Below are 24,460 nucleotides of genomic sequence, written 5' to 3' on the forward strand. Positions count from 1 at the left end.
CTCAGCTTGCGAGGCGATGTCCTGCGCGAGCTTGCGCTTGATGCGGTCGATGGGCAGGCGCGGCAGCCACAGGCTGAGGATACGCCGACGGTTCACTGAATTGGCACTCATCACATTTCCATTCCATGATCCATCGCCCGACCGGGCCATGACGATTGCGCACGAGTTCGGCCTCGAAGCGCGGCGCGCCCCAGGCGCTTGCGGCATTGCCGGGCGGCGAATGCGCCGCGCGCACGATCCAGCGCGTCTCCGCGGTCGAGGGGATCGGCGTGGCGGCGATCCGCAGCAGTAGCGCGGTGACGCCGGAGGCTTGCGCGGCCAAGGTCAATTTGCGGCTGGCGACGAGATCGAGCTGGCGCGCATCGCCCCAGATCTCGAGGACAACAGCGCCGAGCGCATCGCAGGCGAGCGCGTCGGCCGCGGTGCGCAGCCCGCTGTCGACATCGGCGGCACGCACGGTGACCAGGAGGCGCGGATCGAGGCCGAGCTCGGCCAGCCCGCGCATCGACAGCGCGCCGTTTTCGCGATCGGAAAAATCCTGCCGCACCCAGACCAGCGGCTTGCGCGCTGACACTCGTCCGGCGAGCCCCGCGATGAAGCCGGTCGCCGCGCCGCCTTGATGGCCGGCCGCGAACACCTCGTGCAGCGCAGCCGGCGCAAGCCCGCCGCGCAGGATCGCGTCCGCGCTCGTGTGTCCGAGCGCGATGCGGTTCGGCATCGCCGCCTCCGATGGCGCCTCGATGCGCGCGATGCTGCCGCGCAGAGACGCAAGCGTACCCGTGCGTGCGCCGTTCATTGCGCCGCTCCTTCCACTTGAAAATTTGAGACCGTCACTGACCAGAACAGAGAACCAGGGACTGGCCCATTTGTTCATGATATGTTCTAATATAAAGCTAACAGGGCCGGCAGAGTCAATCGGATTGGTGAGCTCATCGATTCATGAATGGAATCAATGGGATTCGGGAGCCCCAAAACCGGACGCAACCTGATCTCCCGCACGCCAGGTGCACTGGCCCCGAAAATGGCGACGTGACGGAAACGGAGCAATCGTATGCGTATCATCGTGCTCGACAACGACACCGATTTCGAGGGCTGGCGCAAGGCCGCGCGGCGATTGGCGTTGAATGACGTGAAGCCTGCGGAGGTCACGTGGACCGTACGCAAGGACGACGAACTGCCGTCGGCATCCTGCGCGAATGACTTGCCCGATGCGCCGCAGGCGCGGTTCAACGTGACAGCCATATTCGTCGAGCTCGCAAAGACCGCGATCCTGCATCGCAATGACACGCGCTTCGCCCTGCTCTATCGCCTGCTATGGCGGCTGCGCAGCCATCACGATCTGCTCAGCGTGACGACCGACCCAGATGTCGCCGAGGTCCACGCGATGGCGCGCGCGGTCTATGGCGATATCGACAGGATGCACGCGCAGCTCCGCTTCCGCGAGATCGGCCGCGAACGGACGGCGCATTACGTCGCCTGGTTCGAGCCGGAGCATCGCATCGTCGAGTTCGCCGCACCTTTCTTCGCCGGCCGCTTCGCCGACATGCCGTGGTCGATCCTGACCCCCGACGTCTGCGCGCATTGGGACGGGCACGCGATCTCGATCTCGCCGGGCGTCGCCAAATCCGAGGTGCCGAGCGAGGATCGGCTCGAGGAGGCCTGGCGGCGTCATGACAACGGCCTCTTCAATCCCGCGCGGCTGAAAGTGATGGAGATGCCGCAGGCCTATTGGAGGAACCTGCCCGAGGACTCGATCATTAAGCCGCTGATCGAAGACGCCATGCGCATGACCAGCGGCCCCTTCATCGCACGCAAGGCGGCCGAGCCGCGGAAGCTGCAGGATGAGCCGATGGCCCGCAAGCAACCTCACGACATGCAAGCTCGCGACACGATTGCGGCCTTGCGCGAAGAGGCCGCCGATTGCCGCGCCTGCCCGCTATGGAAGGACGCAACCCAGACCGTGTTCGGCGAAGGACCGCAAAGTGCTATGCTGATGCTGGTCGGCGAGCAGCCCGGCGACAAGGAAGATCTCGCAGGCCATCCCTTTGTCGGACCGGCCGGGCAGATGCTCGATCGCGCGCTTGAGGACGCCGGCATCGCGCGCGCCAAGGTCTACATCACCAACGCGGTGAAGCACTTCAAATTCGTGCCGCGCGGCAAGATCCGGCTGCACCAGAAGCCGGGCACGCCGGAGATCCGCGCCTGCCGTCGGTGGTACGCGCGCGAGCTCGCCGCCATCAGGCCGGAACTCGTGGTGGCGCTCGGCGCCACCGCAGCGCAGAGCGTGCTCGGCAAGATCACCCCGATCAACAAGAACCGCGGCCGCCTGCTCGATCACGACGGAACCAAGGTGCTCGTCACCGTGCACCCGTCCTACCTGTTGCGTCTGCCCGACGAGAAAGCCAAAGCGCTGGAATATCAGCGCTTTATCGACGACCTGAAAATTGCCGCAGATCAGTTGCGCAATGCGGCCCGCGCGGCCTGAGTTGCGCCGAACCGGCGGAACCGGGAGCTACACTTCAACGTGAAATTGTTTCTGGACGCGGACAAATACCTACAACCTTTAATTGATCCGTGGTACTGTGACGTGTTCCAAAGGTATCGGGCGTCATGTTCACGCCATGACGTACCTGAGGCGGGCGCGCTGCGCGGTTTGCTAGCCCCAATCGTGCGGCGCGCCACCTCATCTCGCAATCCTTCCCTCCTCACCCACTTGCTCGCGGCACGCGTCGCTTTTCTGGTTATTTGAATTCCTGGTTGCCAGGATTTCCGGTGACCTCGATTCCCGGTGGCGTGGCTTCGCGGGCCCGGCGTCCCACTGCCGGCGTCCTCGCCTCCCACACGTCTCGCCCCACGAAACCCGGACGGTGACTTCAGTCACGATCAGTGCGCGATCGGTGATCGTCTGTTGCTGAAGATTGCCACGAGGCCGCGAAGGCCCGTGGACCTTCAATGCCTTGCACAACAATTCGGCGGGATGTCCACCGTAATGGGTCGCCGGTTCATTTCACGGGCCGGATTTCAATTGCCTGTCATATGCATGGATCAAAATCGGAGGCATTGGGACAGGAGTTTACCATGAGCGATATGGCGTTACCCGGCTCGATCGAGCCCGCCCTGAAAAAGGGTCCGGACCTCGACAAGGGCTTCCACCCTATGACGGGGATCATTTATTTGGGCGTGGTCGCGGCCGCGCTGCTGTTCGTTGCCTACAGCATCTATGCCGACGTCGACGCCACCGGCACGCGCGTCACGTCGTTCCTGCCCTACATCATGCTGTTCGTCGCGCTGCTGATCGCGCTCGGCTTCGAGTTCGTCAATGGCTTCCACGACACCGCCAACGCGGTCGCCACCGTGATCTACACCCGCTCGCTGCCGGCGCATGTCGCCGTGGTCTGGTCGGGCATGTTCAACCTGTTCGGCGTGCTGCTCTCGAGCGGCGCCGTCGCGTTCGGCATCGTGTCGCTGCTGCCGGTCGAACTGATCCTGCAGGTCGGCTCCAGCGCCGGCTTTGCGATGGTGTTCGCGCTCTTGATCGCCGCCATCCTCTGGAATCTCGGCACCTGGTGGCTTGGCCTGCCGGCCTCGAGCTCGCACACCCTGATCGGATCGATCATGGGCGTCGGCATCACCAACGCGCTGCTGCGCGGCCGCGACGGCACCTCCGGCGTGGACTGGACCCAGGCTGCCGGCATCGCCAAGGCGCTGCTGCTGTCGCCGCTGTTCGGCTTCGTGCTCGCCGCCGGTCTGCTCTACATCCTCAAGGCCGTGCTGGCGCGTGCGACGCCCGCGCTGTTCGGCGAGCCGGTCGGCAACCAACCGCCGCCGTGGTGGATCCGGGGCATCCTGATCCTGACATGCACGCTGGTCAGCTTCTTCCACGGTTCGAACGACGGTCAGAAGGGCATGGGCCTGATCATGCTGATCCTGATCGGCACCGTGCCGACCGCCTACGCGCTGAACCGCGCGCTGCCCGCGAACCAGATCGAGCAGTTCGCCGCGCACTCCACCTCGGCCAGCAAGGTCATCGAAGGCAAGGCCGCCGGCTACAACGTGATCGGCAATCCCCGCCCGGCCGTGACCAACTACGTCGCGCAGCACCAGATCAACGAAGGCACCTTCCCGTCGCTCGCGGTGCTGGTGCGCGACATCGGCCAGCAGGTTGCCCAGTATGGATCGCTGGCGAAATTCCCGGCTGACGCGGTCGGCAACACCCGTAACGACATGTACCTGGCGTCCGAGGCGATCCGCTTCCTGATGAAGGACAAGGAAGCCGAGCTGACCGCCGCCGATGTCGCCACGCTGACCGAGTACAAGGGCTCGCTCGATGCCGCGACCAAGTTCATCCCGAGCTGGGTGAAGTTCGCCGTCGCCATCGCGCTCGGCCTCGGCACCATGGTCGGCTGGAAGCGCATCGTCGTCACGGTCGGCGAGAAGATCGGCAAGACCCACCTGACCTACGCGCAGGGCGCCTGCGCCGAGATCACGGCCGCCGCGACCATCGCGGCAGCCGATGGCTACGGCCTCCCGGTCTCGACCACGCACGTGCTGTCGTCGGGCATCGCCGGCACCATGGCCGCCAACGGCTCCGGCCTGCAATGGTCGACGATCCGCAACATCGCGATGGCCTGGGTGCTGACCCTGCCGGCCGCGATGATCCTCTCGGGCTGTCTGTACTACGTGTTCTACCACGTGTTCTGATGCCCCAAGCTCTCGGCGCGGCAACGCGCCGGGTAAAAGGCCCGCGCGTTAGGTGCGGGCCTTTTGCTTTTTGAGGATCGCGGCGCGCTCAGGCGGCGTACACTTTCGCGATCTCGGCCAGCAGGCCGCGCGCCCATTTGTGCAGGCCCGATTTGGCCGTCCGGGCGCTCCAGTACATGTCGATCGAGATCGGCACCCGGAACGGCAACGAGGCGACGTGCAGGCCGCCGCGCATCGCCCGCGCAAGGTGATACGGAATGGTCGCGACCAGCTTCGTGCCGGCGACGATGCGCTCCAGACTGTCGTGGTTCGGAAGGCTGACCGCCGGCTCGATCTCGATCTCCCTCGCCTTCAGCGCCTCGAGATAAAGCGGCTGCCACTCGCCGCTATGGGTGATGAAGACATGCTCGGCCTTGGCATAGGCCAACAATGCGATCCGGCCGCGCGCCAGCGGATTGGCCGGATCCATCACGCAGACATAGTGATCGGTGAGGATATGGCGCCGAAAGAAGCTTTCGCCGACGATCCCGACCGGACCGAGCACGATGTCGCATTGGTTCTGCTTGAGATGGATGTTGCCATGGCCCGCGGCGTCGAGCAGGACGAGACGGACTTTTGGTGCGCCGGCACGCAGCCCTGCACTGAACTGCGGCATCAAGGTCTGCCGCTCGTGATAATTGCAGGAGATCGTCAGGCTGCCCTGTGCCGTCGCCGGATCGAATTCGACCGGTGAGGCAAGCCCGTCGATCTCGCCGATCATGTCCCGCGCCCAGGCGACCAGCGCCGCGCAGCGTTCGGTGGCGGTCACGCCATTGCCGTTGCGCACGAACAGGGGATCACCGAGCGCGCCGCGCAGCCGCTCCACCGCATAGCTGATGGTGGACTGATTGACGTCGAGCCGCTTGGCGGCCGCCGAGAACGACTGCAGATCGTAAACCAGCACCAGCGTCCGCAAAGTCCCGATGTCGATCGGATCGATCGAGGAATTGGCCGCCACGTTGCACCTCCCGCCTTGCTGGCGGCCCAGCCTATCACAATGTCATTTAATATTTCGATGACTGATATCGAGCCCATCGAATTTAGCGATTGCGTCGCCTGGCGCTAGGCTTCGCAAAAAAGCGCCCCGGGAGGACCAATGACCAGCACCGTGCCCATCGTCACCGACATCGCGTATCAGGATCTGCTCGACGACCCCTATCCGACCTTCCGCCGCCTGCGCGAGCTGGCGCCGGCGGTGTTCGTCGAGGCCGCGAAGCTGACACTGGTGACGCGCTTCGACGACATCGTGCGGATCGAGCGCGACCCGGCGACCTACTCGGCCGACAATCCGACATCGCTGGTCAACAAGGTGATGGGGCCGACCTTCATGCGCAAGGACGGCGCCGAGCACGCGATCGGCCGCAAGGCGATCGAGCCCTCGTTCCGCCCGGCCACGATCAAGGAATACTGGGCGCCGAAATTCACCGCGATCGCGCAAGCGCTGATCGATGACCTGTCCGCTGCCGATGAGGCCGATCTGTTCTCAGCGCTGGCCGCGCCGATGGCTTCGCTCAGCCTGATGGCGATGATCGGCTTTCGCGCGATGCCGTGGCAGACCCTGGCCGACTTGTCGCAGGCACTGATCGACGGCGCCGGCAATTACGCTGCCGACGCCGAAATCGAGCGTAAGGCGATGCAGGCGAGCGCCGATGTCGACACCGCGATCGACGCGGTGCTCGACGATCACCGCAGCCACCCCAACCCCTCGATCCTGTCCTCGATGGTCAACGCCGATCCGCCGATGCCGATCGAGGGCATCCGCGCCAACATCAAGGTGATCATCGGCGGCGGACTGAACGAGCCGCGCGATGCAATCCTGACCCTCGTGCTCGGCCTCCTGCAAAACCCGGCGCAGCAGGACGCCGTGCTGGCGAAGCCGGAGCTATGGCCCGCCGCGCTCGAGGAAGCCGTGCGCTGGATCTCGCCGATCGGCATGTATCCGCGCCGCGTCACGCGCGATGTCGATCTTTCCGGCACCACGCTGCCCGAGGGCCTTCAGATCGGGCTCTGCGTCGGTGCCGCGAACCGCGACGGCAATCGCTTCGCCGAGCCCGATCGTTTCGACGTGACGCGACCGAAGCAATCGCATCTGGCGTTCGGCGCCGGACCGCATTTCTGCGCCGGCACCTGGGTGTCGCGGCTCACCGTCGGCAAGATCGTGGTGCCGATGCTGTTCGACCGCTTGCGCAATTTGCGCCTCCGCGCGGAGACCCCGCCTGTCGTCCGCGGCTGGGTGTTCCGCGGTCCGGTGACGCTGCCGGTGCAATGGGACGCGTGAGGATTATCGCATTACTTGCCGGCGGCAGGAACGACGCGGCCGCTATCCGCAGGCGGATAGGACGCGGCGAATAGGCAATCGTGCATCCATGGCTTGTCGATCGCGTCGACATCAATGTCAGGATCGTATTTCCAGAGATCGCCGGTGTAGGGCGGGGGCAGATCGTTGGGCGAGGCAGGATTCGTATTCCAGCGCGCATCGCCCCAGATCGTAGCGTTGTCGCCGGGCTCCGGGCATCGCGCGCTCGTCGTGTCAGAACCGATTGAGCAAATCGCCACGGGCTTGGGTTCGCCGTCCTTCAGGACACTAACAAGCCGATATTCGGTCACGTGACCGCTCGCCCAAGCCATTTCGACGCTGCAAACCCTGTCGTTGTTCTGGCGATGCGCCGCGCCCCAGCAGCCGTAGCTCCAGCCTCCGTAGGGCGGTGGCAGAAGAACGCAGGATGTCATGTAACCGGCAAAGGGGCCGCCGCCGTCCTTGGCAACAATTTCACGCTGGCGCTCCATAGCGCGGATCGGCTCGGTGGTCTGCAGGCGAGCCAGGCGATCGCGAGTCATCTTGAGCAACACCTCGCGATCGTCGGTCTTGTCATCTTCCCCCTGTCCGTACCGGTCGGCACCTTGTGAGCGCACCGCGAGCCATCGGCGCTGGCTTTGGACCAGCGCATCGTGGAATTCGCGGTCCTTGGTTTCTCGCAACAGCTTGAAATAGGCCGCGCTCATCACGGCGTCAGCCTGCTTCAACTTCGGCGTGGCGCAGATCAGCTTGTCGACCGGCAAAGAGGCCCGCGCGCAGTCCAGCGCAAGAGCCGACGACGAACGGACCGCGACAAGAACGCTCAAGGCCAGGATAATGCCCAGTCTCATCGCCTTCCCTTGCCGACTTCACGCAATGACGGCCGGCAACGGTCACGCCGCCAGCGCGTCCTCCACGATCTTCACGAAGTACGACGTCCCGAACACGATCGCCTCGTCGTTGAAATTGTAGGCGGGGTGATGCAGGCCGGCGCTGTCGCCGTTGCCGCAGAAGATGAAGGCGCCGGGCCGCGCTTCCAGCATATACGAAAAATCCTCGCCGCCCATCAGCGGTGGCATCGCATGCACGTTGCTGTCGCCGGCCACTTCCTTGGCGATGCGGGTCGCGAATTCTGTCTGCGAGGCGTGGTTGACGGTGACGGGATAGCCGCGCTTGTAGTCGAGATCGATCCGCGCGCCGGTCAGTTGGGCCACGCCCTTGACCACTTCACCGATGCGCTTCTCGATCAATTGCCGGACCTCCGGGGTCAGGGTGCGGACGGTGCCGCGCAAGACCGCGGTCTGCGGAATCACGTTGCGGGCATTGCCGGCGTGGAATTCGCAGATCGAGATCACGGCGGAATCCAGCGGATCGACGCTGCGCGACACGATCGACTGCAGCGCGGTGATCAGTTGCGCGCCGACCATCACCGAATCGATGCATTTATGCGGCCGCGCGGCGTGGCCGCCGAGCCCTTCGATGTTGATATTGACCTCGTCGGTGGACGCCATGATCGGGCCGGAGCGGATCGCAAACGAGCCGATCGGAATCCCTGGACCGTTGTGCATGCCGTAGACCTGCTGGACGCCGAAGCGGTCCATCAGGCCGTCCTTGATCATGGCGGCGGCACCGGCCCCGCCCTCCTCGGCCGGCTGGAAGATCACGACCGCATCGCCGGCGAAATTGCGCGTCTCGGCGAGATAGCGCGCCGCGCCGAGCAGCATCGCGGTGTGGCCGTCATGGCCGCAGGCGTGCATCTTGCCTGGCGTCTTCGAGGCGTAAGGCAGGTTGGTTTCCTCGTGGATCGGCAGCGCGTCCATGTCCGCGCGCAGGCCGATCACCTTGACCTCGCCCTTGGCCGCTCCCTTCTTGCCCTTGATGACCCCGACCACACCGGTCTTGCCGAGCCCGGTCACGACCTCGTCGCAGCCGAATTCTCGCAGCCGGTCCGCCACGAATGATGCAGTGCGGTGCACATCGTAGAGCAGTTCGGGGTGTTCATGGATGTTGCGGCGCCAAGCCTGGATATCGGGTTGCAGATCGGCGACGCGGTTGACGATGGGCATGAGAGTTCTGGCCTCGGAGGTTGCACGTAAGTCCTCTCTAGCATGCAAGAGGCGGTCCACCCAACAGATGTGGCATGCCTCCGGCTTGGGCCCTGCATTCGCAAATGGGATGCCGAATATTCCCCGGACGTAGGGCCGAGTGGCCTTGCGTCCGCTTGCCAATGTCCGGCCTGACGGGATCGCATCCGACCAAAGCCTAATAGTGCCGGGGATATCTCATGCGGATACTACTTGAGGTTTCCGCACCGAAATCCTCCTCGAAGAAGGGCGCGGCTGCATGACGCCGGATCAAGCGGTCTTGTTCTCCACCATCATCCTGCTGGTGCCGATGGGCTACTTCCTGCTCGCGGCGCCGGCGTTCCTGCTCGTGAAGCTCGACGTCCCGCCCGTCACCCGCCTGCTGCGCGGCATGTTCAATGCCTACTTCCTGGTGCTGACGGTCTCGGGGGTGATCGGGACGCTCGCCTTCGCCGCGGCGGGCCGGCCGGCTGTCGCGCTTGGCATCGCCTTGATCGCGGCCTTCGCGGTGCTGGCACGCCGATGGTTTCTGCGGCGGCTCGATGCCGAGGCGGACGCGCGCGACTCGGGCGATCCGACCGCGGTGCGGCGGCTGCGCCGGCTGCATTGGGGCGGCATGCTGTGCAATGCGGTGCAGGTGTTCGTTCTGGTCGGCAGCATCCCCTATATGGCGCCGCTGCCCTGAACGGATTTTGCTCCGCCGATCCCATATCCGCTGAGGGCGCGGACGATTGGAAGCCACGTCCGCTTTGCCCCTGAAGCGCGGCGCAGAGCAAGATCCCGTTTCGCGACGGCGAGCCCGCCCGCTATGCGTCGCCTTTCCGATGCGGGTCGTATTTCGAAAGCACGTCCTTGAGGTAATCCCGGCTCTTCCATTCCGGTGCGGGCGGCTCGTACCCGGGCCGAGGAACGAACGGATTGGCCGGGGCATCCGCTGACGTGCTCATCAGGTCCGGAATGTAGCGCGGGCAATTCGGAAAGATTTCGCATTTGACGCGCACGACAACCTTCGCGCCATGGTGCCGGGCAAGCGTTTCCGCGCTGTCGTCGATCGTTGCCTTGCCTCGGATGCGCGCGCGAAAAGTCTTGCCGTCGAGGCGTACAAACAGCAACCCGACGTTCGGGTTGCGGTGAATGTTGCCGAGCGTGCGGTACATGTTGTTGCCGTCATACTCGGGATATTCGAGCGTGTCGGGCCCGGTGATCTTCACAAAACCGGGATCGCCACAACGCATCGAACAATCGACGTTGTCCTGATAGCTCGTCGCAATGAAAAAGAACCGCGTCTCCTCGATGAGCTTGCGCTCCTGGTCCCAGAATTCGAAGTGCAGGCGATGCTTCTCGAGACCGTCGGCGACGCGACGGCCGTCGAAGCGGTCCTGCAATTCACGCATTCCGTCGTGGTAGAAAGGGGCGCGGACCGGGTCTGCCACGTGACTTCTCCAACAAGTTGATCAATCTATCTGCGAGTCTTGGCACGCCCAGATTGTTCGGCTGAGCGACAGTGAATTTTCTGCGCCTGCCCGGCCGCAGGCGGCTAGTTTCCCTTCGCCTGCCGGTCGAACGCGCTCAGCACGGCAAGCGTCATGGCCTCGACACCGGTCTTGATGGTGGGCTCCGGCACCGGCGCGAACAGCGGCGAATGATTGCTCGGCAATGGCGGGCCGTTGCCCGCTCGGGCTGCGGCGACGCGCTCCGGCTCATAGACACCGATGTTGAAGAACATCGACGGCACCCCGGCACTGACGAATTCCGAATAATCCTCGCTGGGCGTGCCCGGCGGCGAGGTTGCGAACTTGTCGCCAAACGCCGCCTTCAGCACCTTTTCCGCCGTGCCGACCACGTCCGGATCGTTCATCACGGCCTTGGTCCCTTCGGCCAGGTTGATCTCAGGCTCCGGCGCATTCGACATGGCGGCAACCGCCTTTGCCGTCCGCTCGATGCCGGCAAGCATTTTGGCGCGCACCTCCGGCTTGAAGGTGCGAATGGTGCCGAGCAGCACCACGTCATCAGGAATGATGTTTGACGCGGTGCCACCGTGAATTGCGCCGATGCTGACCACGCCAAATTCGGTCGGGTCCTTTTCGCGGCTGATCACACTCTGAACATCGACGACAAAGCGCGCGGCCATCATCACTGGGTCAATCGTCGCCTGTGGCACCGCACCGTGCCCGCCGCGACCATGGAATTTAATGTAGAGGCCATCGGCGGCAGATGATCCGATCCCGACGCGATAGCGCACCGTTCCGTAGGCGAACGGGCCGTCGTGCAGGGCGAAGCCGAAATTCGGCTTTGGAAACCTCGTGAACAGACCATCCGCCAGCATCACCTTGGCGCCCGCCACGATCTCTTCAGCCGGCTGGGCGATGAACATCAGCGTACCGTGCCATTGGTCTTTCAGGCCGACCAGCGTCTTGGCCGTCCCCACCCAGCTCGCCATGTGGACGTCGTGGCCGCAGCTGTGCGCCACGAAGGTTTCCCGTCCCTGCCATGTGGTCTTGTCGTGGCTGGCATAGGGAAGGCCGGTCTTCTCTTCCATCGGCAGCGCATCGAGCTCGGTGCGCACCATGATGGTGGGGCCCTCGCCGTTCCTGTAGATCGCGACCAGCCCGGTCTTGCCGACATGCTCCGTCACCTCGAAGCCCAGCGCCCGCATTTCGGCAGCCAGCTTGGCGGCGGTCTTCTCCTCCTGAAACGCGATCTCGGGGTGGGCGTGAAGGTCCTTGTAGAGCGCGTCGAGCTTCGGATAGTCGGTCTCGACCGATTTCTCGATTGCACCCTTCAGCGCGACGACATCCAGTTCGGCATTGGCGCGGTGCGGCAATGACGCGCAGAGCGCGGCGGACGCAAGCAGCGTGAGAACAATCTTCTTCATGGCAATCGCTCCAACCGAAGTCCGGATACTGCATCCCGAGTAGCCAGCTACATCGCCAGGCCGGGCTCGGCCGCGCGATTTAAGCAGGCACGGTGACGGGAAACAATGACTGATCCAGAGCGTGTGCGCCTAACCTGACGTGAGCATCTGGCTGCGGATCTCCTGTGCGGTGCGGCGCAGCGGCAGCAGAAATTTCTTGCGCGCGCCGGCCTCGCTGACCGTGCCGGAAATCGTATTAACGCTGAGCGCTGCGACCACCGCACCGGCCGGATCGCGCAACGGCACGGCGATGCCGCATATCGCGGGATCGAGCTCGCCATCGACCCAGGCGTAGCCGTCGCTCTCGACCCGCGCGAGCAATTCGCCGAGACGATCCGGATCGGTCACGGTGCGCGGCGTGACCTGCTTGAAGCCGCCGATCGCGAGATAAGCCTCGCGGGTGCCTGGCGGCAGCGCCGCCAGCATGACGCGGCCGAGCGACACCAGATGCGCGGGCAGCCGGCTACCGACGCCGAGATTGGCCGAGAGGATTCGCCGCGCCGGCAGACGCAGCGCGTAGACGATCTCATCCTCGTCGAGCACCGCCATCGCGCAGGACTCGCCGATCTCGTTGCGCAAATTCTCCAGCGCGCGCTGCGCATGCGCCCAATAGGGCAATGCATTGAGGTAGGACAGGCCGAGCCCGAGCGCGCGCGGCCGCAAGCTGAAATAGCGTCCATCCGAGGCGCAATATTTCAGCGCCACCAGGGTCGCGAGGATGCGGCGCGCGGTGGCGCGGTTGAGATCGGCAGTATCGGCGGCCTCCGCCAGCGTATGCCGGCCCGGCGGTTTGCCGAGCGCCTCGATGATCGAGAAACCGCGCGCGATCGCGCGCACGAAGCCGTCGCTCTCTTTGCTCATGGCGTCATCTTGGTGGGGGCGTCGTTCTGCTCTTCACATCGCAGCCCGCATGGCTGCCTACACATGACGCGGCGCTGCCCGCTTGTCAGGGGCTCCCGACCGCGCTAGCCTCAATTCACACAGCGAATTAAATGTTCGCCTGGCGAACTGAATAGCAGGAGGATCCTCGATGGCGCAAGCAGAAAGTTCTGCGGCCACCCCGTTCGAAACCGATTTCTGGAAGGACGCGAAGCTGCGCAAGGTGTGGGACGACATTGTCCCCGGCGAGCCGCGCAAGACACTGCCCTACCAGCTCACGCAGGACGCGATCGCGCTGTACTGCCGTGCGGTCGGCGAGACCAATCCGCTCTATCTCGACGAAGCGGCCGCGAAGGCCGGGCCCTATGGCGGACTGATCGCGCCGCCCGCGATTCATATCCTCTTGATGTTCGCCTGCACGCCGGCCGACGACTGGATGCGTTCGCCGGGCACCGTCAATGCCGGGCAGTCATGGAGCTACAACATCCCTGCCCGTCCCGGCGACACCATCACCCTGCAGGCCCGCGCGCTCGACAAGTTCATCAAGCGCGAGCGGCTGTTCGTGGTGCACGACAACGTCTTCTTCAACCAGCATGGCGACGTGATCTGCTCGGGTCGCGGCCAGACCATCCGTCCGATGTAAGGAGGATCACGATGACCACAGCGAATTTCGACGCTCTCAAGGCCGGCGACACCATCGACGGCCCCGCCTTCGCCGTCTCGCGCGAATCGATCCGCCTGTTCTGCGATGCATCGCTCGACTACAACCCGCTGCATCTCGACGACAACTACATGAAGGGCGATTTCGGCAAGACCAATTTCGGCGGCATCATCATGCATGGCATGAACAATTTCGGCCTGATCTCGCGCATGCTGACCGACTGGGCGCTTCCCGCGGGCGCGATCCACCGCAGGCTCGAGACGCGCTGGCTGAAGCCGGTGAAGCCCGGCGACACGATCCGCCCCGCCGGCACCATCAAGGCCAAGCAGACCACCGCGAAGTCGCGCTGGGTGCTGGTCGATGTCGCCGTGCAGAACCAACGCGGCGAGACGGTCGCGGCCGGTGAAGCGATGCTGGAGTTTCCGGCGAAGTAGCGAAAGACACTCAAGTCGAGCGGCGAACTCAACCTCGCCTCGCCCCGCGTGCGGGAGAGGCCGGAATGCATCGCCAGATGCATTCCGGGTGAGGGGGAGTCTCCGCATGCCTAGCTCTCTCTGACTATGCGGAGACAGCCCCTCACCCCAACCCTCTCCCCGTAAGAACGGGGCGAGGGAGCGCACTGCCGTCGCCGCACTAACGAACAATTAGTCACTGAGGAGACTTTCATGCAGGACTCGGCCCAATCGCGGCTCTATCGACGGATCGCCTGGCGCCTGATCCCGTTCCTGCTGGCTTGCTACACAGTGGCGATCATCGATCGCTTCAACATCGGCTTTGCCAAGCTTCAATTCCTGCACGACCTCAACATCGATGACGCGGTGTTCGGGCTTGCCGCCGGCATCTTCTCGGTCGGCTATGTCGCGCTCGAAGTGCCGAGCAATCTGCTGCTGGTCAGGATCGGCGTCCGCAAGACGCTGCTGCGGATCATGCTGCTGTGGGGCACTGTCACCGTACTGCTCGCGCTGGTGCAGAACCAGTATCACCTCTATCTGCTGCGCTTCCTGCTCGGCGCCGCCGAGGGCGGCTTCTTCCCCGGCATCCTGTATTACCTGACGCTGTGGTTTCCGGACCGCGTGCGCGGCCGCATGACGAGCCTGTTCGTGATGGCCGTGCCGCTCGGCGGCGTCGTTGCAGGACCGTTGTCGGGCCTGATCATGGATCACATGCAAGGCGTCCATGGCCTGCACGGCTGGCAGTGGCTGTTCATCCTCGAAGGCGTTCCCGCCGTGCTGCTCGGCATCGCCGCATATCTTTATCTCGCCGACGGGCCAGATGCCGCAACATGGCTCAGCGCCGACGAGCGACGGCAGGTCGCAAGCGATCTCGCGCGCGATCGCGCCGCCGCCCCCAACACGACAAGCAGCTTCGCGGCGGCGCTGCGCGAGCCGCGCGTCTACCTGCTCTCCTTCATCTATTTTGCGTTCTTCTGCTCGCTCAACACCATCCTGCTGTGGACGCCGACGCTGCTCAAGCGCGTCGGAGTGGCGACCACAACCGAGATCGGCTGGCTGAGCGGCGCGATCTCGGTGGCGTCGGCGATCGGCATGGTCGCGATCGGCTACAGCTCCGATCGCACACGGGAACGGCGCTGGCACGTGGTCGCTTGCGGCCTCGTCGCGGCGGCGTGCTTCATCGCCCTGCAGACCGCGCAGGGCAGCATCCTGCTGACCGTAACCCTGCTCGCCATCGCCTCGATCGGCATCTTCGCGATTCTCTCGCTATTCTGGACCATTCCGAACGCGATGCTGGAAGGCAGCGCCGCGGCGGGCGGCATCGCGCTGATCAGCGCGATCGGCTCGTTCGGCGGCGCGGTGTGCCCTGCCCTGATCGGCTGGATGAATGTCGCAACCGGGAGCATCTACGCACCGCTCGCCCTCGTCGGCGCACTGCTCGCGATCGGTATGCTGACGCTGATCCTCTGCGTTCCCCGAGCGAGACATGAGGTCACATTGGCCGAACCGAGCCGTCCCTAGTCATCCAGCGCATGCCAGGCGCCGTCGGCCGGGCTTGTCTCGACCGGCTGCGTCTGACTAATAAGAGCCCAACAAAAGACGCTTGCCGGGAATGAGGACATGCCGCGAAGGCTCGAGGGTGATTTCGACTACATTATCGTCGGCGCAGGCACGGCGGGCTGCATCATGGCTAACCGCCTGTCGGCCGATCCGAAGAAGCGCGTGCTGCTGCTGGAAGCCGGCGGCAAGGACAACTGGATCTGGTTTCACATCCCGGTCGGCTATCTCTTCGCGATCGGCAATCCGCGCTCGGACTGGATGTTCAAGACCGAGGCGGAGCCAGGTCTCAACGGCCGCGCGCTCGCCTATCCGCGCGGCAAGGTGATCGGCGGCTCGTCGGCGATCAACGCCATGATCTCGATGCGCGGCCAGGCCGCCGACTACGATCACTGGCGGCAGCTTGGCCTCACCGGCTGGAGCTACAGCGACGTGCTGCCGGCGTTCAAGCGGCTGGAGGATCACTTCCTCGGCGAGAGCGAGCATCACGGTGTGGGCGGCGGCTGGCGCATCGAAGCGCCGCGGCTGTCGTGGCAGATCCTCGATGCGGTCGGCGATGCCGCCGAGGAGATGGGCATCAAGCGCATCCCGGATTTCAACACCGGCGACAACGAAGGCACCAGCTACTTCCACGTCAACCAGAAGCGTGGGCGGCGCTGGTCGTCGGCGCGCGGCTTCCTCAAGCCGGTGCTGAACCGCAGCAATCTCAGGCTCGAGACCGACGTGCTGGTCGACCGCCTGATCATCGAGAGCGGCCGCGCCGCCGGCGTCGAGTTCCGCCAGGGCAACGAGACGGTGGAGGCGCGGGCCAAGGGCGAGGTGATTCTCTGCGCCGGCTCGATCGGCACTACGCAGGTACTGCATCGTTCCGGCATCGGCCCGTCTGAATGGCTGTCTCCGCTCGGCATCGACATCGTGGCTGACGTGCAGGGCATCGGCCATAATCTGCAGGACCATCTGCAGCAGCGCGCGATCTACAAGGTTTCCGGCGTGCGCACGCTCAACGAGACCTACTACAACCTCGTGCGCCGCGGCCTGATGGGCCTCGACTACGCGTTCCGACGCCGCGGGCCGCTGACCATGGCGCCGTCGCAGCTCGGCATCTTCACGCGCTCAGACGAGACGCGCTCGCGCGCCAATATCCAGTTCCACGTGCAGCCGCTGTCGCTGGACAAATTTGGCGACCCGCTGCATCGATTCCCCGCGATCACCGTGAGCGCCTGCAACCTGCAGCCGACCTCGCGCGGCACGGTGCGGATCCGCTCGACCGCGCCCGACGACAAGCCGTCGATCGCGCCGAACTACCTGTCGACCGAGGACGATCGCCAGGTCGCAGCCGACGCGATCCGCACCACGCGCAGATTGATGAAGCAGAAGGCGCTGGAGAAATATCGCCCCGAGGAATTCCTGCCCGGCCCCTCGGTCGGCGACGACGACGCCTCGCTCGCCAAGGCCGCCGGCGACATCGGCACCACGATCTTCCACCCCGTCGGCACCGCGAAGATGGGAACGGCCAACGATCCGATGGCCGTGGTCGACGAACGCCTTCGCTTCTACGGCCTTAACGGCCTGCGCATCGCGGATGCCTCCGTGATGCCGACCATCACCTCCGGCAACACCAACACGCCGACCGCGATGATCGCCGAGAAGGCGGCTGCGATGATCCTGCAGGATGCGCGATAGAACGACGATGAACTCCAGCAAGCGCATTCTCGTTGGCGATGCCGGCGCACAGATCGCGCTGGCACGATGGGGCGAACCGGCCTCCGGCAAGCCGCCGACGCTGCTGCTGCACGGCACCGGCTTTGTCGCCGAAGTGTGGACCGAGGTGGCCGAAGCGCTGGCCGCCGACTACACCGTCTATGCGCTCGACCGCCGCGGCCATGGCCTCAGCCACAAGCCGGCGGCCGAGCGCTATCAGTTCCAGGATTTCGCCGACGATCTCTGCATGGTGGTCGAACGCCTCGATCTCCGTGACATCTACGGCATCGGTCACAGCGCCGGCGCGACCGACCTGATGCTCGCCACGAAGCTGATGCCGGACCGCTTCTTGCGGCTGTTCGTGACGGAGCCGACCGCGATGGATCCGCGCACGCCGCGGAGCGGCGGCCTGAGCGAGATCGCGAACGCATCGGTGCAAGGCGTGTTGCGTCGCCGCGCCGAATTCGACAATGCCGACGATTTGTTCCGGCGATTGCGCGCCGCGCCGGCGTTCGCGCCGTGGACCGAGCCCTCGCTGTGGGCCTATGTCCGTCACGGCTTTGCGCGGCTCGACGATGGCCGCATGCGGCTGCGCTGTACGCCCGAGATCGAGTCGGCACTGCTCGGGCCGATCTTCCAGGCCATGGAGCAGATCTACACCGGCGATGCGCGCGGCAATCCGTTCCCGTGGTTCTCCGAGATCGCCTGCCCGATCCGCATCGCCACGGCCGAACAGTCATGGCCGGTCTACAAGGAGATGGCCGACCGCGCCGCCGCCCTGATCCCGCACGCCAGCCGCTGGAGGTTCGACGGCGTCGGGCATTGCGTCGCGCAGGAAGCGCCGGACCTAATGGTTGCGGCGATCAGAACGTTTGCCGAGCGCGCGGGCCGCGACACCTTCTCATAGGCGCGCTACGTCCGCATCGACCTCGAAAACCGAAGCGAGATGAGTCCAGGCCAGGTTTGGGCTGGACCTGGACGATACTGACCAGTTGCGCGCCGATGGCAGCCGAACGTCACGTCATCGTCGATCGTCGAGTTGCTTCACCGAATAGACCGGTGCGCGCACCGGCTGGATCGTCAGCCGATAGGCGATCAGGTTGGTGCCATCAAATGCTTCAAGCAAATAGTCGCAAACGGGACAGTGATACTCACCTTCGGCACCGGGTTCGGACCATAGCTCCAACCGCCGGAAACCTGCGCCACAGCACGCGCACGTTACATCCGCTTTCCGCACGTTCGTTCTCTCCCCGAGGCGATGCCAACTGCGCAAGAACACGGCCAAAGCGATCGAGATTGGAGAGACGCCCCGCAGAATGTTGCCTGCGAGGCTGATGTCTCCGAACCCGTCCTCATCATCGCCGCTGCAAATCGCGGGGTTCCGGCGCCACAGAACACCTCGGATCGAGGTTGGTTCAACTATTCCAACTGCGCACGGCCGCAAGCGAAAAAACGTTGGTGAACTCGGCAATGGATGGGGCTGTCGCCTGACTGAGAGGTGACACGACAAGTCACGTAACCTCCGAAGTCCGGCATTCTAAGCAGGGCCGCTTCGACAGCAAAGTGCAGATTGTGCCGGAGGAGATTTGAAAGCAGGCGCCTGTCGCGGTTGCACGAAGGCGCCCGCGGAACCCGGCATCTCGAACGCGATTGCGTTCCGTTGATCTACGTCAACCCAGCGCCCTTGGTATGATGCTGCTTCACGGTTCGCAACCTCGTCCGCTAGGGAGGACACGCCATGCTTCGTTGCATCCTCGCCGCTCTGGCAGTTCTGCTCCTCGTTGCTGTCTGCCTCGTTCCTGATGACGCCTATGCCCGCCGTGGAGGAGGCGGCGGCTTCCGTGGCGGCGGAGGCGGCGGATTTCATGGCGGTGGGATGCGTGGCGGCGGCATGCATGCCGGTGCCGGAAGGATGCATGCCGGAAGGATCCATGGTGGAGGATATCGCGCTGCCGGCCGCCCGCGCCCCTCACACCCGATCGCCGGCCGTCCGGGCTATCCGGGCCGACCGATTGCAGGACGCCCCGGCCGCTCGGTCGCCGGCTATCCCGGTTATGGCGGCGGCTACTATCGACCAGGCTGGGGCTATGGTGCTGCGGCGGCCGGCGCCGCGGCCGCGGCCGGCGCGTACTATGGCAGCTATGGCTACTACGGCAACCAGGGCTGCTATCATGATCGATACGGTCAAATGATCTGCCCGCAGCAGCAGTATCAATACTGATCCGGCTGGGCAGTCGTTGGACGGATGGTCAAACCGGAGCGTGCGATCCCGGCGGCACCATGTACAGCGTCATGGCAAAAATCGCATAGATCAACACGAGCAAGGCGCCGATGAACCATGCCGACCGTCCGCTGTTGGTGATGAAGCAGGATGTCACGGAAGCGATCATGACCATCGTCACGGCGCCCGGCCAGAACTGCAAGTCCATCGGCTTCGGACCGATCACATAGCTTAGAAGAACCAGCGCAGGCGCCACGAACAGGGCGATTTGCGAAGCGCTTCCGAGCGCAATGCTGACGCTCATGTCGAGCCGGTTCTTGCGCGCCGCGGAGAATGCGACCGCCATTTCCGCCGCGGCGCCAACCAGCGCGACGATGATGAAACCGACGAACGCCGGGCTCAATCCCAGCGTTTCGCCTGCTTTCTGCACTGAACTCACGAATATCTCGCTGACCAGGGCAACCAGCACCGTGACGGCGAGAAGCGTACCCACCGCAAGTCCGATCGGCCAGCCGGGGCTGCCGGTCTCGCCGTGCTCCTCGCTTGCGAACAGCTCCTTGTGGGTCTTGAGCGAGAACAGCAGGCCCAGCCCGTAGGCACTTATCAGCAGCACGGCGAGGCCTGTGCTGAGAGCGAGCGCCATGGCTTGGCCGCGTGCCGGATCAAGGTCGGCGACGGCTGAGGGCGCGAGCAGAGCAATCGTGGCCATCAGCAGCAACGCCGCGTACATCCTCCCGCCAGCTCGATTATACTCTTGAACGTGATGGCGGAGCCCACCGAGCAGGAACGATGCGCCAAGCATGAAGAGCGAGTTGGTGACGATGGCACCGGCGATCGATGCCTTGACCAGCATGTATTCTCCGGCGTGCAACGCTGCGATCGCGATGATCAGCTCGGTCAGATTTCCCAAGGTTGCGTTGAGCAAGCCTCCGATCGCATCGCCCGTTTTCTCCGCGACGCTCTCCGTCGCGTGGCTGAGAAGGGCAGCCAATGGCACGATGGCCAGGACAGCGAGCACAAACAGCGCCGTATGGGCGGACGGAGCTGCCGTTTCGACCGCCAGAACGATCGGTACGAAGATCAACATCCAAAGCAGTGGATTATGTCGTATTTCCTTGAGCAGAAGGTGCATGGTACCGCTCGGTCGAAACGACTTGGACAGCACCTTTTGATCACCACGGACCGCTCGATCTTGATCTAGCTCAATCCGTCGCCGTCGTCTCACCGGCCACCGCTGAGCCACGCCGGTCTACGCGAAGTCCCACGGCATTTCCCGAACGGTCAGAAGCGCGTCCATATTTCCCTTTGACCTAGATCAAGCCGCGGCTGACCAGCTTGTGTGTCTCTTCTCGCGGACATCCGCGATAGCAGCTCAGGAGTTTGCAATGACGAGGAACGCAGCCGCCGTAGCGATTGCATTTTTGGTGACAACCTCGTCTCTCGCCTTCGCAGCAGAGACATCCCCGACTGTCGGCGTCGCGTCACCCAGCGCCGCCGACCTCAAGAGCCTGACCGACATGCGCGTCGGCATCGTCAAAGCCGCCCTGCAACTCACCCCCGATCAGGAGAAGTACTGGCCGGCGATCGAGGATGCGATCCGCACGCGGGCGAAAAATCGGCAGGCCCGGCTGGAGCGGATTGCCGAATTGCACGAGAACGGCGCGATGGACGGCCTTCATGACGGCAATCCGGTCGAGATGATGCAACGCAGAGCGGACCGGCTGATTCAGCGCGGGACCGACCTCAAGAAGCTCTCCGATGCCTGGGAGCCGCTGTACAAGACATTAAGCGATGACCAGAAGCGAAGGATGGCCTTCGTGTCGTTCGCCGTCATGCGCGGCATGCGAAATGCGATCGAGCAGCACGGTGGTCCGGAAGACGAGGACGAATAGGGCTGGATGGCGCAGCGCTGTTCGGACGACATTCCGCAGCGCCGGGTTTGCCTTGCCGAGGCTTCTCAAGCGTTCGGGCCACGACGTGACGTCTTGCTGCCTCGTTCAGACGACCTTCAAGTCTCGCCTTCCGTCCCGCGTCGCTCTTCGCTTGCGAATTCCTGAAGCACCACGGGAGTTGAAGCATGTACCGGCATATTCTCATTCCGACGGATGGATCGGAACTAGCGAAGCACGGCATCGCCCAAGGGATGGCGCTCGCAAAATCCATCGGAGCCAAGGTCTCCGTGATTTTCGCCGTGGAGCCGTTTTCGGAACTGACGGGGCATTTCCGTGACACGATCGCCAACTATGCCGAGATGCGCAAGGAGCAGGCCACGAAAGCGCTGAACGAAGCGGCGAATGCGGCCAGGGAGGCCGGCATTCCCTGCGAGACGGTGCTGGCGGAAAACGGGCAACCCCATCAAGCGATCATCGCGGCGGCCGCGGACAGGGGTTGCGATCTCATCGTCATGTCGTCGCACGGACGCAGCGGACTCTCCGTGCTTCTGATCGGCAGTGTGACAAATAAGGTGCTGGCGCAGGCAAAAACGCCCGTGCTGGTTTGTCCGTGAATGATCGGACGTTCGACGAATAAGAGCGTCAGCGCGCAGCGCCCGCCAAAAGAAAGCGCCGTCCCCTTGCGGGGACGGCGGAAGCCACTCACGCAGTACTGGAACGTTTTTTAGTGTTCACCGTGGTGCTCGGCGTGATGCCGGCTGGCCTCGGTGTGGTGATGCTGGGCATGGCTGGCGTGACCATGGGCGCTGTGCGCGTGATGCGCCGCCTTGTGATGGTCGCCGGCTTCGTGGTGCTTGGCGGCTTCGCGGTGATGACGCGCCGCGTGTTCGTGGTGCTCGGCGGCCTTGTGGTGATGCTCAACGCCTGCGTGGTCGCTCATGAAGATCTCCCGGTGTGGCGAATGAAGTCTGCCATTCTTATGCAGGAGCGCTGACACTATGCTGACGGCTGCAAGACAGCTTTGTTGCGGCCGTTCATCTATGTTGCGGCGCGCATCAGCGCCGCTGCGCCCGTCGGCGGCCGGTCATTCCTGCGACGGATAGCGCTCGATGGTCGGCAGCTCATGCGCCGTTTCCATCCAGCGCAACCGCTCCGCGACCTGGATATGCATCGTGGCCGGCACCGCATCGGGATCGTCATAGGTGCCGCTCTGAATGTCGATCAAGCCGGGCAACATGTTGCCATTGGTGTAGAAAAGCCCGGTGCCGCAATTCGCGCAGAAATGCCGTCGGCCATGCTCGGAGGACCGGTAGATGGTGGGCTGCCCCCTGGTCACCTTGACCATGCCTTCAGCGACCATCACCCAACCGACCATCGGCGCGCCGGCATGGCGTCGGCAATCGGTGCAGTGACACAGCGCATGGACGACCGGTTTCCCGGTCACCTCGTAACGAACCTCGCCGCAGTGACAGCCGCCGGTGACCTCAGACATATTTTCCTCCGACCGATCAGTAGTTTGCCGGGGTCGATAGCGTTGCAGGCCCTACGCCTTCAATGGCGCATCTTGCCCTTGCGTCCACCTGTCGCGCCGGCCATATGGCTGCCCATGACGCCGTCGGCTTTCCGGCTCTCACGAAATCGTCATCCCGGCCCCCAACCCCCTCCAAAGCCGCGGGAATAAACCCTTAGGCCCGCCGATCACCTCCCCGGAAACCCAATCCCTGGGCCCATGGGAGACTTGTCATGAGCGGACACGATCACGATCACCACGATGAAGAGAAAGGCGTCAGCCGACGCAAGGTGCTGGAATGCATGACCTGGGCCGGCACCGGCGTACTCTGGACGGTCACCGGCGGCGTGCCGCATTCGCTCGGCATCGTCGGCTCGGCGGCCGCAGCTGAAGCTGCCACCGGCATGACCTTCATGCAGATCAGCGACAGCCATGTCGGCTTCGACAAGCCGGCCAACCCGAATGCCATCGGCACGCTTGAAGAGGCCATCAACAAGGTCCGGGCGATGCAGGTCAAGCCGTCGTTCATGATCCACACCGGCGACATCACGCATCTGTCGAAGGCGTCCGAATTCGATGACGCCGACCGCATCATTTCGCAGGCCAAGCTCGACGTGCACTACGTGCCGGGCGAGCACGACTTCATCGACGAGGAGATCAAGCTCTACAAGGAGCGTTACGGCAAGGGCACCAAGGGTCCGGGCTACTACTCCTTCGACGCCGGCGGCGTGCATTTCGTCGGTCTCGTCAACGTCGTCGACCTCAAGGGCGGCGGCCTCGGCAATCTCGGCAACGAGCAGCTCGAATGGCTCGAGAACGACCTCAAGGGCCGCTCGAAGTCGACGCCGATCGTGCTGTTCGCCCACATCCCGCTGTGGACGGTCTATCCGCAATGGGGCTGGGGCACCGAGGACGGCGCCCGCGCGCTGGAATACGTCAAGGGCTTCGGCTCGGTCACCGTGCTCAACGGCCACATCCACCAGGTGATGCAGAAGGTCGAGGGCAACGTCACTTTCCACACCGCGCGTTCGACTGCCTTCCCGCAGCCGGCACCGGGTGCTGCCCCCTCGCCCGGCCCGATGAAGGTCGAGGATGCCAAGCTGCGCAGCATGCTCGGCGTCGCCAGCATCAACTTCAAGCAGAACGGCCAGCCGCTGGCGATCATCGACACGCCGTTGCAGGGCTAAGGGACGAGACCGATGAGTTCGATCAATCGACGCGACTTCGGTATAGCCGTGGTCGCAACCATGCTGCTGCCGGTCACGGCGGCCCGCGCCGAAGATACCGCGGTCCACATCGACAACTTCTCGTTCGCGCCGAACCCGCTCGACGTGAAGGTCGGCACCACCGTGACCTGGACCAACCGCGACGACATCCCGCACACCGTGGTGTGCGCGGGCAAGTTCCGCTCCAAGACCATGGATACCGACGGCACCTTCTCGTTCACCTTCACGGAGCCCGGCGAGTACAAGTATTTCTGCTCGCTCCATCCGCACATGACAGGCAGTATCAAGGTTGGGTAACGTGACCACCCATACAATCACAGCCATGCC

At 64.2% G+C, this 24,460-nt stretch carries 25 protein-coding genes; 15 read left to right on the forward strand and 10 right to left on the reverse strand.

The features are described 5' to 3' along the window. Position 1: 1 nt before the first annotated feature. Positions 2 to 796 (reverse strand): ImuA family protein, encoded by a 795-nt coding sequence (locus tag BraRD5C2_RS20560; RefSeq protein ID WP_223970793.1) that lies wholly within the window; start codon positions 794 to 796, stop codon positions 2 to 4. A gap of 255 nt (positions 797 to 1,051) precedes the next feature. On the opposite strand from BraRD5C2_RS20560, the gene BraRD5C2_RS20565 reads away from it, so the two are divergent. Together BraRD5C2_RS20565 and BraRD5C2_RS20570 are read left to right on the forward strand one after the other, a co-directional pair. Further along, on the forward strand, positions 1,052 to 2,485 hold the full coding sequence (locus BraRD5C2_RS20565) for a UdgX family uracil-DNA binding protein (protein ID WP_223970796.1): 1,434 nt from the start codon (positions 1,052 to 1,054) through the stop codon (positions 2,483 to 2,485). Positions 2,486 to 3,078: 593 nt separating this feature from the next. Continuing rightward, positions 3,079 to 4,701, forward strand: a complete 1,623-nt coding sequence (locus BraRD5C2_RS20570; RefSeq protein WP_223970799.1) for an inorganic phosphate transporter — start codon at positions 3,079 to 3,081, stop codon at positions 4,699 to 4,701. Between the two features lie 88 nt (positions 4,702 to 4,789). Here the strand turns inward: BraRD5C2_RS20570 and BraRD5C2_RS20575 are convergent, their stop codons facing one another. Continuing rightward, complete coding sequence (locus BraRD5C2_RS20575; protein WP_223970801.1) at positions 4,790 to 5,698, reverse strand: LysR family transcriptional regulator; 909 nt, start codon at positions 5,696 to 5,698, stop codon at positions 4,790 to 4,792. 138 nt (positions 5,699 to 5,836) lie between these two features. Here BraRD5C2_RS20575 and BraRD5C2_RS20580 point away from each other — a divergent pair, with 138 nt between their 5' ends. Further along, positions 5,837 to 7,018, forward strand: a complete 1,182-nt coding sequence (locus tag BraRD5C2_RS20580) for a cytochrome P450 (RefSeq protein ID WP_223970804.1) — start codon at positions 5,837 to 5,839, stop codon at positions 7,016 to 7,018. 11 nt (positions 7,019 to 7,029) lie between these two features. On the opposite strand, the gene BraRD5C2_RS20585 is transcribed toward BraRD5C2_RS20580, so the two are convergent. After that, positions 7,030 to 7,887: a lysozyme inhibitor LprI family protein gene (locus BraRD5C2_RS20585; protein WP_223970807.1), complete on the reverse strand. Its 858-nt coding sequence runs from the start codon at positions 7,885 to 7,887 to the stop codon at positions 7,030 to 7,032. Between the two features lie 42 nt (positions 7,888 to 7,929). Further along, positions 7,930 to 9,102, reverse strand: a complete 1,173-nt coding sequence (locus BraRD5C2_RS20590; RefSeq protein ID WP_223970809.1) for a M20 aminoacylase family protein — start codon at positions 9,100 to 9,102, stop codon at positions 7,930 to 7,932. A gap of 277 nt (positions 9,103 to 9,379) precedes the next feature. Between BraRD5C2_RS20590 and BraRD5C2_RS20595 the strand changes: the two genes are divergently transcribed. Next, the gene (locus BraRD5C2_RS20595; RefSeq protein WP_223970812.1) at positions 9,380 to 9,805 is read left to right on the forward strand and encodes a hypothetical protein; all 426 of its coding nucleotides are present in this window, start codon (positions 9,380 to 9,382) and stop codon (positions 9,803 to 9,805) included. A gap of 121 nt (positions 9,806 to 9,926) precedes the next feature. Here the strand turns inward: BraRD5C2_RS20595 and BraRD5C2_RS20600 are convergent, their stop codons facing one another. The 3 genes from BraRD5C2_RS20600 to BraRD5C2_RS20610 form a co-directional block, all read right to left on the reverse strand. After that, positions 9,927 to 10,553, reverse strand: coding sequence for a pyridoxamine 5'-phosphate oxidase family protein (locus BraRD5C2_RS20600; protein WP_223970815.1), 627 nt, complete (start codon positions 10,551 to 10,553; stop codon positions 9,927 to 9,929). A gap of 104 nt (positions 10,554 to 10,657) precedes the next feature. Then, a complete protein-coding gene (locus tag BraRD5C2_RS20605; RefSeq protein ID WP_223970818.1) occupies positions 10,658 to 11,995 on the reverse strand; it encodes an amidohydrolase in 1,338 nt (445 codons plus the stop codon). Positions 11,996 to 12,124: 129 nt separating this feature from the next. After that, positions 12,125 to 12,895 (reverse strand): IclR family transcriptional regulator domain-containing protein, encoded by a 771-nt coding sequence (locus BraRD5C2_RS20610; protein WP_223970821.1) that lies wholly within the window; start codon positions 12,893 to 12,895, stop codon positions 12,125 to 12,127. 169 nt (positions 12,896 to 13,064) lie between these two features. On the opposite strand from BraRD5C2_RS20610, the gene BraRD5C2_RS20615 reads away from it, so the two are divergent. The 5 genes from BraRD5C2_RS20615 (at position 13,065) to BraRD5C2_RS20635 (ending at position 18,191) form a co-directional block, all read left to right on the forward strand. Further along, complete coding sequence (locus BraRD5C2_RS20615; RefSeq protein WP_223970825.1) at positions 13,065 to 13,556, forward strand: MaoC family dehydratase; 492 nt, start codon at positions 13,065 to 13,067, stop codon at positions 13,554 to 13,556. An 11-nt stretch (positions 13,557 to 13,567) separates the two neighbouring features. After that, positions 13,568 to 14,008 carry a MaoC family dehydratase gene (locus tag BraRD5C2_RS20620; protein WP_223970827.1) on the forward strand — a complete coding sequence of 147 codons (441 nt, stop codon included), beginning with the start codon at positions 13,568 to 13,570 and terminating at the stop codon, positions 14,006 to 14,008. Positions 14,009 to 14,239: 231 nt separating this feature from the next. Beyond that, complete coding sequence (locus tag BraRD5C2_RS20625) at positions 14,240 to 15,547, forward strand: MFS transporter (RefSeq protein ID WP_223970830.1); 1,308 nt, start codon at positions 14,240 to 14,242, stop codon at positions 15,545 to 15,547. Between the two features lie 99 nt (positions 15,548 to 15,646). After that, positions 15,647 to 17,266: a GMC family oxidoreductase gene (locus tag BraRD5C2_RS20630; protein WP_223970832.1), complete on the forward strand. Its 1,620-nt coding sequence runs from the start codon at positions 15,647 to 15,649 to the stop codon at positions 17,264 to 17,266. Positions 17,267 to 17,273: 7 nt separating this feature from the next. Beyond that, the gene (locus BraRD5C2_RS20635; RefSeq protein ID WP_223970834.1) at positions 17,274 to 18,191 is read left to right on the forward strand and encodes an alpha/beta fold hydrolase; all 918 of its coding nucleotides are present in this window, start codon (positions 17,274 to 17,276) and stop codon (positions 18,189 to 18,191) included. Between the two features lie 114 nt (positions 18,192 to 18,305). Here BraRD5C2_RS20635 and BraRD5C2_RS20640 read toward each other — a convergent pair whose 3' ends face one another. Beyond that, positions 18,306 to 18,521: a hypothetical protein gene (locus BraRD5C2_RS20640; protein WP_223970837.1), complete on the reverse strand. Its 216-nt coding sequence runs from the start codon at positions 18,519 to 18,521 to the stop codon at positions 18,306 to 18,308. A 501-nt stretch (positions 18,522 to 19,022) separates the two neighbouring features. Between BraRD5C2_RS20640 and BraRD5C2_RS20645 the strand changes: the two genes are divergently transcribed. Next, positions 19,023 to 19,505: a hypothetical protein gene (locus BraRD5C2_RS20645; protein ID WP_223970840.1), complete on the forward strand. Its 483-nt coding sequence runs from the start codon at positions 19,023 to 19,025 to the stop codon at positions 19,503 to 19,505. Between the two features lie 28 nt (positions 19,506 to 19,533). Here the strand turns inward: BraRD5C2_RS20645 and cax are convergent, their stop codons facing one another. Continuing rightward, on the reverse strand, positions 19,534 to 20,637 hold the full coding sequence (gene cax, locus BraRD5C2_RS20650; RefSeq protein WP_223970843.1) for a calcium/proton exchanger: 1,104 nt from the start codon (positions 20,635 to 20,637) through the stop codon (positions 19,534 to 19,536). A 385-nt stretch (positions 20,638 to 21,022) separates the two neighbouring features. On the opposite strand from cax, the gene BraRD5C2_RS20655 reads away from it, so the two are divergent. The 3 genes from BraRD5C2_RS20655 to BraRD5C2_RS20665 all read left to right on the forward strand — a co-directional run bounded on the left by BraRD5C2_RS20655 (position 21,023) and on the right by BraRD5C2_RS20665 (position 22,391). After that, a complete protein-coding gene (locus BraRD5C2_RS20655) occupies positions 21,023 to 21,397 on the forward strand; it encodes a Spy/CpxP family protein refolding chaperone (protein WP_223970844.1) in 375 nt (124 codons plus the stop codon). A gap of 185 nt (positions 21,398 to 21,582) precedes the next feature. After that, on the forward strand, positions 21,583 to 22,011 hold the full coding sequence (locus BraRD5C2_RS20660) for a universal stress protein (RefSeq protein ID WP_223970846.1): 429 nt from the start codon (positions 21,583 to 21,585) through the stop codon (positions 22,009 to 22,011). 113 nt (positions 22,012 to 22,124) lie between these two features. Beyond that, on the forward strand, positions 22,125 to 22,391 hold the full coding sequence (locus tag BraRD5C2_RS20665) for a hypothetical protein (protein WP_223970848.1): 267 nt from the start codon (positions 22,125 to 22,127) through the stop codon (positions 22,389 to 22,391). Between the two features lie 90 nt (positions 22,392 to 22,481). Here BraRD5C2_RS20665 and BraRD5C2_RS20670 read toward each other — a convergent pair whose 3' ends face one another. Beyond that, entirely contained in the window at positions 22,482 to 22,889 is a 408-nt protein-coding gene (locus tag BraRD5C2_RS20670) for a GFA family protein (RefSeq protein WP_223970850.1), read from the reverse strand. 251 nt (positions 22,890 to 23,140) lie between these two features. Here BraRD5C2_RS20670 and BraRD5C2_RS20675 point away from each other — a divergent pair, with 251 nt between their 5' ends. Together BraRD5C2_RS20675 and BraRD5C2_RS20680 are read left to right on the forward strand one after the other, a co-directional pair. Next, positions 23,141 to 24,094: a metallophosphoesterase family protein gene (locus BraRD5C2_RS20675; protein ID WP_223970852.1), complete on the forward strand. Its 954-nt coding sequence runs from the start codon at positions 23,141 to 23,143 to the stop codon at positions 24,092 to 24,094. A 12-nt stretch (positions 24,095 to 24,106) separates the two neighbouring features. After that, a complete protein-coding gene (locus BraRD5C2_RS20680; RefSeq protein ID WP_097670580.1) occupies positions 24,107 to 24,430 on the forward strand; it encodes a cupredoxin domain-containing protein in 324 nt (107 codons plus the stop codon). Positions 24,431 to 24,460 lie beyond the last annotated feature (30 nt).

This window comes from Bradyrhizobium sp. RD5-C2 (assembly GCF_019972155.1).
Classification (GTDB): domain Bacteria; phylum Pseudomonadota; class Alphaproteobacteria; order Rhizobiales; family Xanthobacteraceae; genus Bradyrhizobium.

Bases quoted from the DNA above. Each gene is read 5' to 3' on its own strand.
- cax (WP_223970843.1), bottom strand. From the start codon at position 20,637: ATGCACCTTCTGCTCAAGGAAATACGACATAATCCACTGCTTTGGATG.
- BraRD5C2_RS20675 (WP_223970852.1), top strand. From the start codon at position 23,141: ATGAGCGGACACGATCACGATCACCACGATGAAGAGAAAGGCGTCAGC.
- BraRD5C2_RS20655 (WP_223970844.1), top strand. From the start codon at position 21,023: ATGCGCGTCGGCATCGTCAAAGCCGCCCTGCAACTCACCCCCGATCAG.
- BraRD5C2_RS20605 (WP_223970818.1), bottom strand. From the start codon at position 11,995: ATGAAGAAGATTGTTCTCACGCTGCTTGCGTCCGCCGCGCTCTGCGCG.
- BraRD5C2_RS20590 (WP_223970809.1), bottom strand. From the start codon at position 9,102: ATGCCCATCGTCAACCGCGTCGCCGATCTGCAACCCGATATCCAGGCT.
- BraRD5C2_RS20585 (WP_223970807.1), bottom strand. From the start codon at position 7,887: ATGAGACTGGGCATTATCCTGGCCTTGAGCGTTCTTGTCGCGGTCCGT.
- BraRD5C2_RS20560 (WP_223970793.1), bottom strand. From the start codon at position 796: ATGAACGGCGCACGCACGGGTACGCTTGCGTCTCTGCGCGGCAGCATC.
- BraRD5C2_RS20565 (WP_223970796.1), top strand. From the start codon at position 1,052: ATGCGTATCATCGTGCTCGACAACGACACCGATTTCGAGGGCTGGCGC.
- BraRD5C2_RS20595 (WP_223970812.1), top strand. From the start codon at position 9,380: ATGACGCCGGATCAAGCGGTCTTGTTCTCCACCATCATCCTGCTGGTG.
- BraRD5C2_RS20615 (WP_223970825.1), top strand. From the start codon at position 13,065: ATGGCGCAAGCAGAAAGTTCTGCGGCCACCCCGTTCGAAACCGATTTC.
- BraRD5C2_RS20580 (WP_223970804.1), top strand. From the start codon at position 5,837: ATGACCAGCACCGTGCCCATCGTCACCGACATCGCGTATCAGGATCTG.
- BraRD5C2_RS20670 (WP_223970850.1), bottom strand. From the start codon at position 22,889: ATGTCTGAGGTCACCGGCGGCTGTCACTGCGGCGAGGTTCGTTACGAG.
- BraRD5C2_RS20680 (WP_097670580.1), top strand. From the start codon at position 24,107: ATGAGTTCGATCAATCGACGCGACTTCGGTATAGCCGTGGTCGCAACC.
- BraRD5C2_RS20660 (WP_223970846.1), top strand. From the start codon at position 21,583: ATGTACCGGCATATTCTCATTCCGACGGATGGATCGGAACTAGCGAAG.
- BraRD5C2_RS20635 (WP_223970834.1), top strand. From the start codon at position 17,274: ATGAACTCCAGCAAGCGCATTCTCGTTGGCGATGCCGGCGCACAGATC.
- BraRD5C2_RS20570 (WP_223970799.1), top strand. From the start codon at position 3,079: ATGAGCGATATGGCGTTACCCGGCTCGATCGAGCCCGCCCTGAAAAAG.
- BraRD5C2_RS20620 (WP_223970827.1), top strand. From the start codon at position 13,568: ATGACCACAGCGAATTTCGACGCTCTCAAGGCCGGCGACACCATCGAC.
- BraRD5C2_RS20645 (WP_223970840.1), top strand. From the start codon at position 19,023: ATGCTTCGTTGCATCCTCGCCGCTCTGGCAGTTCTGCTCCTCGTTGCT.
- BraRD5C2_RS20630 (WP_223970832.1), top strand. From the start codon at position 15,647: ATGCCGCGAAGGCTCGAGGGTGATTTCGACTACATTATCGTCGGCGCA.
- BraRD5C2_RS20625 (WP_223970830.1), top strand. From the start codon at position 14,240: ATGCAGGACTCGGCCCAATCGCGGCTCTATCGACGGATCGCCTGGCGC.
- BraRD5C2_RS20610 (WP_223970821.1), bottom strand. From the start codon at position 12,895: ATGAGCAAAGAGAGCGACGGCTTCGTGCGCGCGATCGCGCGCGGTTTC.